Here is a 15,276-nt window from a genome sequence, read left to right as displayed (position 1 = left end):
AAAGGATTCACATGAGCGGTATTAGTGGTAGTGTTGAACAAATGACGCAAGGTCATTTAAGAAACGTTCAACAATTAGCTGTATTTTACACTGGTCATAATAGTATATATGCGATTAATATTGCAAAAGTAAAAGCGTTTATAATCACAGAAGAAGTTGCAATTAATGACACACCAAAAGATAGTGATGTTATTGCTGGTATTGCAACTATTAGGGGTGAGCCTGTAACACTTATCAATCTTGATGTTTGGTTAGGGGTTAAACCTTTAGAGATAAAAGATTATAAGCTTATTATTTATTGTGAATTTAATCATAAAAAAATTGGTTTCTTAGTAAAAGATATGCTTGATATTGTAGAAAAAACAACAGATCAATTAAGACATACAGAAGAGACAAATTCTAAAATCACATATACAACTTATGTAAAAGTTCACGATAAAGATGAACTTTGTACAGTATTTAATGCAGAGCAGTTATTAAAAGATATTCACTTTACTGATGATGGTGAAAATGAAGTTCAAAAATATGTAGATGAGAAACTACACTCAGATAGAGTTATTTTAGCAGCTGAAGATTCAGGAGTTGCTAGAGAAGTATTAAATAAATTCTTCAAAAAAACTGGTGCTAAGTATGAGATTTATACAAATGGTTCTCAACTAATAAAAAGACTTGAAGAGTTAGACCCACAAGATGTTGGTATGATTTTAACTGATATTGAAATGCCAGGAACTGATGGATATCAAGTGGCATCTTTTGTAAAAAATAGCAAGTTATATAGTGAAATTCCTGTAATTGTAAACTCATCAATGACTACTGATGCTGTAAGAGGTAAAATGAAACAAATTGGAGTTGATGGTTTTGTTGGTAAAACTGATATTCCAACACTTTTTGACTACACTAAGAGATTTTTATTACACTAAAACTTTTAAATAAGATGAGATCTTCTCATCTTATTAATTATTTATTCTTAATTTTTTTCTAACCATTGCTCAAAATATTTTATTTGATTTTCTGTTTGAATTGATGATGTTCCACCGTATGAATTTCTAGAGTTCATTGAGTTTCTTAAATCTAAATACATAACTATTTCTTCACTTACATCTTTTAATTCTTCATTTGCACTTCTAATTTCATCAATATTTAATTCACTAATATCTTTTCCTAGTTCATTTGCCTTTGCTACAACATCTTTTGTTATATAGTAAGCTGTTCTAAATGCCATATTTTGTTTTTGAACTAAAAAGTCTGCTAAATCTGTAGCAGTTAAGTGCCCTATTTTACAAGCATCTTCCATTTTATCAGTATTTACAATCATAGTTTTAATAACTTCATTTAAAATAGAAATAGAAATTTCAGCTGTTTTAACAGAATCAAAAACACCCTCTTTGTCTTCTTGAGTATCTTTGTTGTATGCTAGTGGTAAACCTTTCATAACTGTTAGAAGTGAAATTAGGTTTCCATAAACTCTTCCTGTTTTTCCTCTAAGTAATTCTGGTACATCAGGGTTTTTCTTTTGAGGCATGATTGAAGATGTAGTAGCATATTCATCACTCATTCTAACAAACTGGAATTCATATGAAGACCATAAAATTAACTCTTCAGAAATTCTACTAATATGCATCATACAAGTTGAGATATTAAATAAGATTTCTAAAGCAAAATCTCTATCTGAAACTGTATCCATAGCATGATTTGTAGGAGAGCTAAAGCCTAGTTTTTCACAAGTTGAAAATCTATCAATATTATGTGGAGTTCCTGCTAAGGCTGCACTTCCAAGTGGTGAATAGTTGTTTCTTTCATAAGAGCTTTCAAATCTTTCAAAATCTCTTTTAAACATATTTGCATATGCAAGCATGTGATAACCAAAGTTAAGAGGTTGAGCGTGTTGTAAGTGAGTCATACCAGGAATTAAAGTTGTTGTATGTTTTGATGCAACATCTACAAAAGTAGCAACTAACTGCTTTAATTGATTTTTTAATTGAACTGATTTATCTTGAACATAAAGTCTAAAATCAGTTGCAACTTGGTCATTTCTACTTCTTGCTGTATGAAGTTTTTTACCTGGTTCTCCTATGATTTCAGTTAGCCTTGATTCAACTGCCATATGAATATCTTCAGTTGCTAGTGTAAACTCAAAATTTCCTGATTCAATCTCTTCTTTAACTTGTAAAAGTCCTGTTTCTATTGCAGTTTGTTCATCACTAGTTAAAACACCTTGCTCACAAAGCATTTGTGAGTGAGCAATACTTCCTTTGATATCTTGAGCATATAACTCTTTATCAAACATAATAGAAGCGTTGAATTCATCTAATATTTGAGCATTTGTATTTTTTAAAATTTGATTGTTTGTATTTGACATAAATATCCCTAAATTGTAATGTAGCTTAAAATAAAAATGCCATTATATCATAAGTGATATTATTATAAGTACTTAAGAATTATTCAAGTAGAATATTAAAATTAATAATTTTTAAGGTTTTTTATGCGTTTAATTTTGGTATTTTTTCTTTTGTTAAAAATACTCTCTGCCCAAGATTTACAAACTCTACTTGATGAATTTAAATATGAAACTTCTAAACAAATAGCAAATAAAACAAAAAAAGAGTCTTTAGGACATGTTGTATCATTTACCCAAGAAGATTTAGAAATGATGGGTGTTAAGACACTAAAAGATATATTAAAAATATTGCCAAAAGTCTCTATGCAAACAAACTTTTTTGGAGCTTCAAATCTAACTTACGCAGGAAATCCAAATAGTATAAGTACATCTATGAGATTATATATAGATGATCAAGAGTTAAGCTCAGTTCAAACTCTATCACCTTGGCTTTTATATGCCAATTATCCAATGGAACATATAAGTCATATTGAAATATATTATGGAGAAAGTACCTTACATTTAGGTAATGAACCTGCAAAACTTACTATAAAGTTACATACAAAAAGAGCATATACTGTTTCAGGTGGTATATTAAGAAGTTCTATTTCAAGACAAAATTCAAACTCAACTACTGCTGTTTATGGAAATGATATTGATGATACTTCACTTTTATTTATGTTAAGCCACTCAAATGTAAATAAATATGCTCACTTATCTTTAAAAAAAGATGAGTATAAACTTAGTTCTGGTTTTACAAAAGTGCAAAAGGAAAACTATCTTGGACTTGCATATGATTTAGAACCTGATTATTCAAAAAGTGAATATGATCAATATTTTTTAGAGTTTTCAAAGGCTTTTAATGAGGACTTAGGAAAGGTCTATTTTAGTTTTAATCAAACTGAAAAAAACTCAACTGAGATAAATCAAGAGGGAATTTTACTAGCCTCTGAGGTTGATTTTAATACTTTTAATTTACCAAAAGAGCTAGATGAAGATTTGACATTTAGAAAATATGACTTTGGGCTTACAAATATTTTTGATTTTAAAAACTACTCTTTATACTTAGGTGGAGCAATAAAACACAAAGAGTATGATATAAATAGAAGAGATATAACTTACTTTGATAATACTACAAAAAGTGATGTTAAATATTCAAACCTCAAAAGTGAAACTATCTACTCAATACTAAGTGAACACTCTTATAAACTTAATGACTCAAATATATTAATTGCTAATTTAAAATATGATAAATATATTAAAGATAATGGCTTTAAAAACTTTGATTTTCTAACATCAAGACTTGGATATATATCAGCACTAAATGAAAACTATAGTTTAAAACTATTTTTAACAAATACTTTTACTCCACCTTCAATGTTTGAAATTGATTTTGCAAGTAAGCAAAAAAAGATCTAAAAAATGAAAATAAAAATATTGCTACATTTGAAATAGAGTATGAAGATGAAATACAAAATCTATCACTTTTTTTAAACTATTTAGAGATTAAAGATATGATTGTTTTTGATTCTAATGAAATTGGCTATATTAACTACAATGAAAAAGATTTTAATGCAACTGGCTTTTCACTAAATTATGAAAGGTATTTTAATAAATTTAATAAAATCCATTTTAATTACTATGGATATATTAACTCAATTGAAAAATATGGTAGCCCTAAAATGGGTGGTTCAATAAAAGCTTATCAAAAATTTGGTGATTTTAATTTTTATGAACAGCTTATTTATAAACAAAAATATAAATATAATGACAAACTAAAAATAGATGATAGTTTTAATTTGTCATTTGGTTTAGCTTATAATTTAGATAAAAACCTACAAATTGATTTTAAAGCAAATAATTTACTAGATGATGATATGGATGTAGTTTTTGTTGATTATGCAAATAACTCTTTTAAAACTATGTCAAATAGTAATAGAAGCTATACAGCTAGCTTAAAGTGGGTATTTTAAATGAGAATTCTTTTTTTTAATCTTCTATTTTTAATGCCTTTAGTGTCAAAAAACATCTATTTACCTCAAAACTCATCGAATATCATCGAACTTGAAGCAAAGATTGTAAGTCAGATTGCAGAAGCATTTGTATTTGATCCAAAGATTTATATAATTGGTTCTAATGAACAATTAAATAGTTTTTTTTCAATATATTCAAAGCTTTCTTCAAATTGTGAAGATGCAGATTTTATTTATATAAAAAAAGATTTTGATATAAATAAATGTAAAAATAAAAGGAAATTCTTTTTTACGGACAATAAAAAAACATATAAAAAAAGTAGTGATATTTTAGGCGCTTTTTTTTGGTTTAAAAGTAGACCAAATATAAAAATATCTTCAAGTAGAGCAAGAAAATACAATTTGATAATTCCTAGTGATTATAAAAGATTTGTGGATAAATAATGATTTTAAAACCTGTATTAAAAAGCCGATTTAATCTATACTTTAGTTCACTTCTTGCTATTTTTATAATAATATTAATGGCTTATTTTTCAACTATTTATATAGAAAAAAATATTGAATCAAAAATCTTAGAGATCTCTACAAATGATGTATTTGAAATAACAAATAATACAGCCAATGAAATAAAAAAAATTGTATTAGATAATAAAGAAGATTTAGATTTATTACTTAATGAACAAAAAATAAATAAAAATGAAAAATCACTATTTAATCTATTAGATAAAAAAGTAGCACTTTTAAAAACTAATAATATCAAATACGCATATATACTTTATGTTGATAAAAATGAAATATTTAGATTTATTTCAGATGCTGCAAGGGGTGAAGAGAAAGCTGAGATAAATCAAAAATTCGATATTGATTCAAAATATTGGATTGAAGCTTATTATACTAAAAAATCAAAAGTTATTAAACATGATTACATAAATGAACTCTCTTTAACATATTTAAAACCTATTGAGATTGAAGATATTACTTTGATTTTAAGCATTGATTTTTCTGTAAAAAAAATTGATGAAATCTCTTCTACGATTTCACAAGTAAAACTATTTTTACAACTATTTTGGGTATTAATATCAATCTTACTTGTGATACTTATGTATCAAACATTTAAGTTTTACAAAACTAAAAAAATATCTTATATTGATAGATTAACAGGTATTTATTCTAGAAACTATCTTCAAGATAATGAGATGTTTATCAATCTAAATGATTATATTGTTTGTGCAATTGATGTTGATTATTTTAAAAAAGTTAATGATACTTATGGACATGTAGTTGGTGATGATATTTTAGTTCAAATATCAAACAGAATTAAAAATGAGATTAGAGAAAAAAAAGATATATTTGTAAGATATGGGGGAGAGGAGTTTTGTTTACTTATTAAAAAAGAGAAAAGATTTGATCCTTTAGAGTTAGTAGAAAAAATTCATAATGCAATAAAAAATAGGGAATTTAAAGTCTCTAATAGTGAGAGAATCTCCCTAAGCGTATCAATAGGAGTAAACCTTAATCCTAAAAAACAAAGAAACTTTATAAGTGCATTTAAACTAGCTGATATGGCACTTTACAATGCCAAAAATAAAGGTAGAAACTCTATTGAGATATACAAAGAAGATCATAGAAATAAAGACTTTTTAACAATAAATGATATAAAAGATGCAATTGAGGATAAAAGGGTTGTGGTTTATTATCAAGAGATTATAAATGAGGATGAAAATGATAAAAAAAGATATTATGAAGCTTTAATTAGAATCATCAAAGATGGTCAAATATACTCTCCTGAAAAGTTTTTACCAACAATTAAAGACACATTTATATCAACTAAACTTACAAAAGAGTTATTAAGTATTATTCAAACAAAAATTTTAAATTCCCAAGAGAATATTCAAATTTCTATTAACTTAACTCAACAAGATTTACAAAATGAACCCATTTTAAACATATTAAAAGAGTTTGCAAAAACTAGTAATATTGCATCTAAAATCGCTTTAGAAATAGTAGAGACTGATGAAATAATATCATATGAAGAGATTACTAAAACTATAATGGAGTTAAAAAAACTATCTTATAAAATCTATATTGATGATTTTGGAAGTGGATACTCTAATTTTATTTATCTTTCAAAAATAAATGCTGATGCAATTAAGATTGATGGCAGTATTATTAGTACAATCAATAAGGATGAGTTATCTTATTTAGTAGCAAAAAATATAATGAATTTTGCAAAAGAGGCTGATATTGATGTAATTGCTGAATATGTAAGTTCTAAAGAGATATATGAAACTGTAAAATCACTTGGAATAAAAAAGTTTCAAGGTTACTACTTTAGTGAACCTATTTAGTTAAAACAAAGTTAAATACAGGATTAGAGATTTTGTATTTTTTACAAATTAGTGTAAATAAAATAAATATAAATGTATGAAAAACTACCAAAAGAAATATAGCTAATAAAGGAACTCCAAAAAACTGATAATCCCAATAATAAGTCCAAACCCCTAAATTAATTGTAATTATTTCTCCCCATGTAGGAAATATAGCTGAAACTAAAACTACAAAAATCAATTTACTTTTCAAAGAAATTGTATTTGTGATTTTTAAAATATCTCTTTCTAACTTGTAAAAAAAGCTAAAAGTTAATGCCCAAGCAAAAGGTAACCAATAGGGAAAATGTCTGTTATTATCTAAATTATGATATTCCCAATAATTATTACTTATGCCCCAGATTTCTGCAAAAGAACCAAGTAAGCCACTTAAAACTGTACCAGCAATTAAGATTTTCCCATTTGTTGAGAATAGATTTTTATCTGATTCTTGATAAATTCTAAAAACTAAAAGTAAAAAAAGAAATACTGCTAAATATAAATCATAAGGGAAAAAAAAGCCAATAATAATACCAGCTATAGATAAAGATAAAAAGGCTCTTGCTATTCGTAAGGTTAAAGCTTTATTCATAAAAGAAAAAACCTATGTGAAATCACATAGGTTAAAAATTAGATTGGTAATACTCTAATATTTTCGTCAACTTTTTGTTGTAAAACTGACTCAATAGCGTATAATGTTCCAGTACTTCCAGAAGCACATCCAGAACAAGAACCTAAATATCTAATATAGATATCGTAGTGTGGTAAGTTTTCTTTAATATCGATGATTTCCATATCTCCACCATCCATAACTAACATTGGTCTAATATCAGAATCAATTACAGAATCTACTGCTTTAATTCTTTGAACTAAAGTCATTTTATCAAAACTAGCTTGACCTGAAGCACTTGCATCAGCAGCAGTTTTTAATTTTTCTTCTTCCATTGAAGCTCTAGTATCTTTTAAAATATCTACTAAATAAATATCTTTTTCTTCATGCCCACCAGGCTTAATACATGATTTACAAAATGCACCTGCTTTTGTAAAGTCAGTAATCTCTTCAACAGTTTTTAAATCATTTAATTTAATAACTTCTTTTAAAGTTGCTAATGAAACTCTAGCACACTCACAGATAATTTCCTCTTCTTCAAAAGACTCCATATCTACACCTTTGTACTCACCTGCTGCTTTTTTAATAACATCGTAAGCCATAACTGAACAGTGCATTTTTTGAGGTGGAACAGCTGGAGTATCTGGATTATCTCTTAGTGCATGCTCAACATCAATATTTGTAATCTTAACAGCTTCATCAACAGTTTTTCCAACACATAATTCAGCCATAACATCTGAAGATGCAATTGCAGTACCACAACCAAAAGATTTGAATTTTGATTCTAAAATTTTATCATTTGACTCATCAACTGCCCAGTATAATCTTACTGCATCACCACAAGATTCTGCACCAAAATCTGCAATAATAAGTTTTGCATTTAACTCTTTTGCTCTTTCTTCAGTAATTTCCCCTTGGTGTTTAGGGTTGTTCATTCTTTCAACTACTTGGTTTGAATATTCATCCCAAATTGAACCACTAATTAAATCATTTTTTGCCATTTTTAATTCCTTTTGATATCTTCTTTAAATATTATAAACCAGATGCATGTGATGCTGGCGCGTATGCATAAGAGCTTGAAATTCCTCTTAATCTTGTAACTGCATTTTTAATAACTTCAATTGCATAATCAATTTGCTCTTCAGTTGTAAATCTACTTAAAGAAAATCTAACACCTGTGTGAGCTAATTCACTATCAGATCCAAATGCATTCATAACTGGGTTTGCTTCTAAATCTTCACTAGCACAAGCACTACCAGTTGATGCTCCAATTCCTTTTTGGTTTAAATCCCATAACATAGATTCACCCTCAACACCTCTAATAGATATTAATGTTGTATTTGGAGTTCTATTTTCAGTTCCTCCAATAACAATTGTGTCTGGTAATTCTAAAATTGCACTTTCTAATTTATCTCTTAATTTAGAAATATGATTTTTTTCATATGCTAAAGCCATTGTAGAAGTAGCTAATTTCATAGCCCATCCCATTCCTACCATTGATGCAACATCAACAGTACCAGCTCTTAAACCACCCATTTGCTCACCACCATGTAATAATGGAGTTAAAGCACATGATTTTCTTACATATAATCCACCAATACCTTTTGGTCCGTGGAATTTGTGAGCTGAGAATGATAAATAATCAACATTACAATCTTGAACATCTACTGGAATTTTACCAATTGCTTGAGTTGCATCAGTGTGGAATAATACACCTGCATCTCTACAGATTTGTCCAATCTCTTTAATTGGGAAAATTTTTCCTGTTTCATTATTTGCCCACATAACTGAAACTAATGCAGTTTCATCTTTGATACAATCTTTTACTTGTTGTGCATCAATAGTACCTTCAGCATTTACACCTAAGTAAGTTACTGCAACACCTTGAGACTGTAAAAATCTACATGCTGCTGTTACAGCTGGGTGCTCTACTTCAGTTGTGATGATATGTTTTTTATCACCATTTAAAATTTTATCAATCCAAACACCTTTGATAACAGTATTAATACTCTCTGTTGCATTTGCTGTAATAATAATATCATCTTCATCAGCTGCATTTATACCTTCATATAAAAAATTTAATGCTTCAACCATTTTTGGATGAGTTCCAGCACCAAACCTGTGCAGTGAGTTTGGATTACCATAAATGTCACAGAAAAATGGTTTCATTTCTTCAAAAACTTTTGGGTCAACCATTGTTGTGGCATTATTGTCTAAATAAACTTCCATCATAATTATATTCCTAATATTTTTTAATTTTAACTTGTTAAGAGGTATTTTAAAAATACTTCTTTTTTAAAAATTTTTCGTATTCTAATCTAAATCGGATAAAATATGTCTTAATTTGATTTTATACAAGTCTAAGTTTTCAAAAAGTAACAACTTATTCATATAATTATATTCAATTATTCCTAAATTTTTTATTTGATTTTAAGTAATATTTCTGCTATTATTTTAAATAAGATAATTTTTATCCTATTTAATAAATTTTAATAAACTATTGACTACAATCAATTTAGTGAATTACTAAAAATTGTAGAATCTTAAAATAGGACAAAAAATATCTTATATAAATAAAAATGGAGTCAATTATGAGTGACAACAAACATATTCACGACGTTTTAAAACAAGAGTATAAACTTGGTTTTGAAACATTAATAGAAAGCGATACTTTTCCTGTTGGACTTAATGAAGACGTAATAAAAGCAATAAGTGCAAAAAAAAATGAACCTCAATGGCTTTTAGACTTTAGATTAAAAGCCTATGCTAAGTGGTTAAAGATGGAAGAGCCAGATTGGGCACATTTAAAGTACCCTAAAATAGATTATCAAAATATTTCATATTTTTCTGCTCCTAAGAAAAAACTAGATAGCTTAGATGAAGTAGACCCAGAGATTTTAAAAACATATGAAAAACTTGGTATTCCGCTAGAAGAGCAAAAACAACTTGCAGGTGTTGCAGTTGATGCAGTATTTGATTCAGTTTCAGTTAAAACAACATATCAAGAAGAGCTTGAAAAATTAGGAATTATATTTTGCTCTATTTCTGAAGCTGCAAATAAATATCCTGATTTATTACAAAAATATTTAGCAAGTGTAGTCCCTGTAACTGATAACTATTTTGCCTGTTTAAACAGTGCAGTATTTACTGATGGAAGTTTTGTATATGTTCCTCCAAAGACTAGATGTCCAATGGAATTATCAACTTATTTTAGAATTAATGCACTGAACACTGGACAGTTTGAAAGAACACTAATCATCTGTGATGAAGGAAGTTATGTATCATATAATGAAGGCTGTTCTGCACCAATGAGAGATGACAACCAACTTCACGCAGCTGTAGTTGAGCTTTGTGCACTAGAAAATGCTCAAATAAAATACTCAACTATTCAAAACTGGTATCCAGGTGATGAAAATGGTAAAGGTGGTATTTACAACTTTGTAACTAAAAGGGGTTTATGTAAAGGTGATAATTCAAAAATCTCTTGGACACAAGTAGAAACAGGTAGTGCTATTACTTGGAAATATCCATCATGTGTTCTTCAAGGTGATAATAGTGTTGGTGAGTTTTATTCTGTTGCAATTGCTTCAAAAGCACAACAAGCAGATACTGGAACTAAAATGGTTCACTTAGGTAAAAATACAAAATCAACTATTATCTCAAAAGGTATTAGTGCAATGCATGGTTTAAATGCATATAGAGGATTAGTTAGAGTTGGTAAAAATGCCCACAATGCAAGAAATATTTCAGAGTGTGATTCACTACTGATTGGAAATACATGTAGAGCCCATACTTATCCATATCATGAGATAAGAAACTCTAGTGCAAATATAGAGCATGAAGCTACTACTTCAAAAATATCGGACGAACAATTATTTTATTTAAATCAAAGAGGTATTAGTGAAGAGAATGCAATTGCAATGATTGTAAATGGATTTTGTAAAGAGGTTTTAAAAGAGTTACCAATGGAATTTGCTGCTGAAGCAAAAGAGTTATTAAATATATCATTAGAAGGAAGCGTTGGTTAATCCAACGGATTTATAAGGAAAACAAGATGTTAAAAATTGAAAATTTACACGTTAATATAAATGAGAATGAAATTTTAAAAGGTTTAGACTTAGAGGTTAAACCAGGTGAAGTACATGCGATCATGGGTACAAATGGTGCTGGTAAATCAACACTTGTTAAAACAATAAGTGCTCACTATGACTGTAATGTAACGGATGGAAACATCACATATAAAAATAAAGATTTATTAGAACTTGATGTGAGTGAGCGAGCAAATGAAGGAATCTTTATGAGTTTCCAATCTCCAGTTGAAGTTCCAGGAGTAAATAATAGCTACTTTTTAAGAACAGCTATTAATGAAAAAAGAGCTTATAATGGAGAAGATGAAATCGATACAATGGAGTTTTTAAAACTTACAAAAGAAGAGACTGCAAAATTTAATATAGATAGAAAACTACTTCAAAGAGATTTAAATGATGGTTTTAGTGGTGGTGAGAAAAAAAGAAATGAATTAATTCAACTACTTATGTTAAAACCTGATTTAATCTTACTTGATGAAATAGATTCAGGACTTGATGTTGATGCTATTAAAATAGTTGCAAATGTAATCAACTCTATGCTTGATGGGAAAAGATCAATTATTATGATTACGCACTATGATAGATTATTAGAGTTAATTAAACCTGATTTTGTACATATTATTAATGATGGAAAAATTGCAAAAACAGGTGATTATAGCCTTGCACTTGAACTTGATGAAAAAGGTTATGAAGCAATAGGAATTAAAGATGAAAGTAATTAATACAAAAGATTTAAGACTACCAAAGAAAAAAGAGGAAGAGTTTTTAAAGATAAATTTTGACCCACTTTTTTCTTATGATTTTAAAAATGTTGAAACTTTAGAAATTGATATTATGGGATTAGAAGAAGTGGTTGATGAAGCTACTTATGCTTCACCACTTTTTGATATCACAAGAAATTTTGATGTAAAACAAAAGGTTTTAAAGATAGATAAAAATATAAAAGAGCCAATATTTTTAATTCATAAAATCAGCGAAGATGAAACTTTTTTTACAAACTCTATTAAAATTGAAGTTAGTCAAGGAATAAAAGCTCAAGTAGTTGAACTATTTATTACAAATGGACAAAACTCTGCTTTAAGCATAAATAGAAATATTCATTTAGAAAAAGATGCTAATTTGGAGTATGTAAAAGTTCAAGATATTAGTAGTTCAAATTCAATGCTATTTAATACTTTAGTTTCACAAGATGAAAACTCAAATTTAGATTTTTCAAACTTTGAGTATGGTGATGGGTTTATAGTAAATACAATTCAAAATATTATTGAAAAACAAAGTGTTACTTATAATCTTAATGGATTAGTAAAGTTACATAGTGATGCAAATTGTGCAAATTTAATTAAAACTATCCACAATGAAAAAGAATCCCTTAGTAACATAAACTATAAGCACTCATTAAAAGAGAGTTCAAAAGCTGTATTTAAAGCAACATCTGTTGTAAATGAAAGTGCACCTAATTCAAAGGCATTTCAAAATAGTGATACTATTTTATTAAGTGATGATGCAACTATATTTGCTCAACCTCATTTAGAGATATTTATTGATGAACTTGAAGCAAGTCATGGTGCTACAACTGGGTCTTTAAATAAAGAGCAGTTATTATATCTTCAATCAAGGGGTATTTCAAAAGATAATGCATATAATATGTTATTAGAAGCTTTTGAGAAAGATATTGCACAAAATTTAAAAGATGAACTTGTAAAAGAGTTTGTGGTGCAATATGATAGGAGAAAATATGTTTAAAAAGGATTTCCCATATTTTTCAAATAGTGATATCACATATTTGGATAATGGAGCAACTACGCAAAAACCTAAAGTTGTTATTGATTCACAAATTGATTACTATACAAAATATTGTGCTAATACACATAGAAGTAATTTTGGGGATGCTAATAAAGCAACAAGAGAGTTTGAAAATGCGAGAAAAATATTAAAAGAGTTTATTAATGCTTCAAAAAATGAGGAGATTATCTTTACAAAAGGTGTTACTGAATCAATAAATTTTATTGCAAGTTCATTTGCTGTTGATTTTGAAACAGTGATTATTTCAAGTTTAGAACACCACTCAAATGTTGTTCCTTGGCATATGCAAGGAAGAACAATAGGAAAAGGTTTAGAAGTAGTTAAATGTGATGACAGATTGAACTTTGATATGGAGCATTTTGAAGAATTACTAAAAGCTAATCCAAAAGCTTTTGTAAGTATTACACATATTTCAAATGCCTTTGGAGAGATTCATGATATAAAAGCTATTACAAAATTAGCTCACTCTTATGGTGCAGTTGTATTAGTGGATGGGGCACAAAGTTTAGCTCATCTAAAAGTTGATATGCAAGAGTTTGATTGTGATTTCTTTGCAATGTCTGGACATAAAACATTTGCTCCAACGGGAGTTGGTGCTATTTATGTAAAAGAGCAATATTTAAATGAATTAAAACCATATCAAACAGGTGGAGCAACTATTCATGAAGTTGATTTTTATGGTTCAACACTACTTGATTCTCCATACAAGTTTGAAGCAGGAACTCAAAATATAGCAGGTGTTATTGGTTTTGGAAAAGCTATTGAGTATTTAAGCCATGTTGGATATGCAAATATTGAAACAATAGAGAATGATGTATATAAATATTTACGTAATGAGTTAGAAAAACTTGATGGAATTATTTTTTATAATGACATAGATAACTGTGTTGGAAGTCTAAGTTTTAATTTTGAAGGAATTGTTCATGATGATATTGGAATTTTAATCGATAAGATGAAAATAGCTTTAAGAGTTGGTCATCACTGTGCCCAACCAATTATGAAACAACTTGGAATAAAAGGAACAATTAGAGTCTCTATTGCATTTTATAATAACTACAAAGATGTTGATAATCTAATAAATGCACTAAAAAGAGCTTTAAATATGTTAAGGGATTAAAAATGAGTATAGAACAAAGAGTTGCAGATATTAAAGAAGATTTAGATTTTTTTGAAGATGAATTACAAAAATATGAATATATTATAGATTTAGGTAAAAAACTTGAAGAGTTTCCTGAAGATGATAAAATTCCAGCAAATATAGTGCATGGATGTACTTCTCAGGTTTGGTTAACAAGTGAAATTAAAGATGGTAAATTATATTTTCATGGAACTAGTGATGCAATAATTGTAAAAGGTTTAGTTTATATGATATTAAAGATTTTTTCTGACTCTACAATTGAAGAGTTAAAAGAGGTTGATATGGATATAGTTCATGAACTTGATTTATCAGAAGTTATTACTCCAAATAGACAAAGTGGAGTTATTGGAATGATAAAAAAGATAAAAGAGTATGCGCAAAATGCGTAAAGGATAAAAAATGAGTACAAATTTTGATAAAGATGAAATTAAAGAAAAGATTATAAAAAATTTAAAAAATGTATTTGACCCAGAAATTCCAGCAAATATTTATGACTTAGGGTTAATATATAATATAGATTTACAAGAAAAAGGGAACTATTTACACTGTGTTATTGAGATGACTCTTACAAGTCCAGCTTGTCCTGTTGCAGAAAGTTTAGTAGAACAAGTTAGATATGTAACACTTGCTGTTGATGAAGTAGATGAAGCAAAAGTAAATCTTACATTTACTCCACCTTGGAGTCCTGAACTTATGACTGAAGAGGCAAGAGAAATCATGGGAGCAAGTGGAGCTGCGATGTTCTAAAAGGAGTTTGTTATGGAAATAGCTGTTTTATTAGTTTATATAGGATTATTTGTAATAGCTATTATTTTATCTTTCGCTTCTATTAAATATTTTATAACTATGTGGAAGTTTAAAAATAGAAAAAAAGATGGAAGCGAAGATAAAGATTTTAAATATTTTGATTAAATTCATAAA

Annotated in this window: 16 protein-coding genes; 12 read left to right on the top strand and 4 right to left on the bottom strand. The window is 27.9% G+C overall.

The window, feature by feature from the left end; genetic code table 11:
• Positions 1-11: 11 nt before the first annotated feature.
• The gene (locus APAC_RS03455; protein WP_130232790.1) at positions 12-920 is read left to right on the top strand and encodes a chemotaxis protein CheV; all 909 of its coding nucleotides are present in this window, start codon (positions 12-14) and stop codon (positions 918-920) included.
• A 47-nt stretch (positions 921-967) separates the two neighbouring features.
• Here APAC_RS03455 and argH read toward each other — a convergent pair whose 3' ends face one another.
• Positions 968-2,359 (bottom strand): argininosuccinate lyase, encoded by a 1,392-nt coding sequence (argH, locus tag APAC_RS03450; RefSeq protein WP_130232789.1) that lies wholly within the window; start codon positions 2,357-2,359, stop codon positions 968-970.
• A gap of 123 nt (positions 2,360-2,482) precedes the next feature.
• Here argH and APAC_RS03445 point away from each other — a divergent pair, with 123 nt between their 5' ends.
• The 4 genes from APAC_RS03445 (at position 2,483) to APAC_RS03430 (ending at position 6,698) form a co-directional block, all read left to right on the top strand.
• The gene (locus APAC_RS03445) at positions 2,483-3,796 is read left to right on the top strand and encodes a TonB-dependent receptor plug domain-containing protein (protein WP_130232788.1); all 1,314 of its coding nucleotides are present in this window, start codon (positions 2,483-2,485) and stop codon (positions 3,794-3,796) included.
• Positions 3,797-3,891: 95 nt separating this feature from the next.
• Positions 3,892-4,350: a hypothetical protein gene (locus APAC_RS03440; RefSeq protein ID WP_130232787.1), complete on the top strand. Its 459-nt coding sequence runs from the start codon at positions 3,892-3,894 to the stop codon at positions 4,348-4,350.
• Complete coding sequence (locus APAC_RS03435) at positions 4,351-4,794, top strand: hypothetical protein (protein WP_130232786.1); 444 nt, start codon at positions 4,351-4,353, stop codon at positions 4,792-4,794.
• Positions 4,795-4,871: 77 nt separating this feature from the next.
• Positions 4,872-6,698 (top strand): EAL domain-containing protein, encoded by a 1,827-nt coding sequence (locus APAC_RS03430; protein WP_170170099.1) that lies wholly within the window; start codon positions 4,872-4,874, stop codon positions 6,696-6,698.
• Here APAC_RS03430 and APAC_RS03425 read toward each other — a convergent pair.
• From APAC_RS03425 to APAC_RS03415, 3 genes are read right to left on the bottom strand one after another with little or no spacing between them, the layout of a single operon-like run.
• Positions 6,691-7,308, bottom strand: coding sequence for a hypothetical protein (locus APAC_RS03425; protein WP_130232784.1), 618 nt, complete (start codon positions 7,306-7,308; stop codon positions 6,691-6,693). The genes APAC_RS03430 and APAC_RS03425 overlap by 8 nt on opposite strands.
• Before the next feature lie 38 nt (positions 7,309-7,346).
• The gene (locus APAC_RS03420; protein WP_130232783.1) at positions 7,347-8,327 is read right to left on the bottom strand and encodes an iron-sulfur cluster assembly scaffold protein; all 981 of its coding nucleotides are present in this window, start codon (positions 8,325-8,327) and stop codon (positions 7,347-7,349) included.
• 31 nt (positions 8,328-8,358) lie between these two features.
• Positions 8,359-9,555, bottom strand: coding sequence for a NifS family cysteine desulfurase (locus APAC_RS03415; RefSeq protein ID WP_130234572.1), 1,197 nt, complete (start codon positions 9,553-9,555; stop codon positions 8,359-8,361).
• Positions 9,556-9,917: 362 nt separating this feature from the next.
• On the opposite strand from APAC_RS03415, the gene sufB reads away from it, so the two are divergent.
• Genes sufB through APAC_RS13225 form a run of 7 tightly spaced genes read left to right on the top strand, consistent with a single transcriptional unit; the run spans position 9,918 to position 15,267 of the window.
• Positions 9,918-11,354, top strand: coding sequence for a Fe-S cluster assembly protein SufB (sufB, locus tag APAC_RS03410; protein WP_130232782.1), 1,437 nt, complete (start codon positions 9,918-9,920; stop codon positions 11,352-11,354).
• 26 nt (positions 11,355-11,380) lie between these two features.
• A complete protein-coding gene (sufC, locus tag APAC_RS03405; protein WP_130232781.1) occupies positions 11,381-12,136 on the top strand; it encodes a Fe-S cluster assembly ATPase SufC in 756 nt (251 codons plus the stop codon).
• Complete coding sequence (locus tag APAC_RS03400) at positions 12,123-13,157, top strand: SufD family Fe-S cluster assembly protein (RefSeq protein WP_130232780.1); 1,035 nt, start codon at positions 12,123-12,125, stop codon at positions 13,155-13,157. The genes sufC and APAC_RS03400 overlap by 14 nt, the downstream gene beginning before the upstream one ends.
• A complete protein-coding gene (locus APAC_RS03395) occupies positions 13,150-14,334 on the top strand; it encodes an aminotransferase class V-fold PLP-dependent enzyme (protein WP_130232779.1) in 1,185 nt (394 codons plus the stop codon). The genes APAC_RS03400 and APAC_RS03395 overlap by 8 nt, the downstream gene beginning before the upstream one ends.
• Before the next feature lie 2 nt (positions 14,335-14,336).
• Positions 14,337-14,744 (top strand): SufE family protein, encoded by a 408-nt coding sequence (locus APAC_RS03390; protein WP_130232778.1) that lies wholly within the window; start codon positions 14,337-14,339, stop codon positions 14,742-14,744.
• 10 nt (positions 14,745-14,754) lie between these two features.
• Positions 14,755-15,102 (top strand): metal-sulfur cluster assembly factor, encoded by a 348-nt coding sequence (locus APAC_RS03385; protein WP_130232777.1) that lies wholly within the window; start codon positions 14,755-14,757, stop codon positions 15,100-15,102.
• 12 nt (positions 15,103-15,114) lie between these two features.
• Positions 15,115-15,267 (top strand): hypothetical protein, encoded by a 153-nt coding sequence (locus APAC_RS13225; protein ID WP_170170098.1) that lies wholly within the window; start codon positions 15,115-15,117, stop codon positions 15,265-15,267.
• Positions 15,268-15,276 lie beyond the last annotated feature (9 nt).

The sequence above is a fragment of the Malaciobacter pacificus genome, assembly GCF_004214795.1.
GTDB lineage: Bacteria > Campylobacterota > Campylobacteria > Campylobacterales > Arcobacteraceae > Malaciobacter_A > Malaciobacter_A pacificus.
Note: the sequence above shows the minus strand (reverse complement) of the source record. Positions and strands in the feature narration are given on the sequence as shown.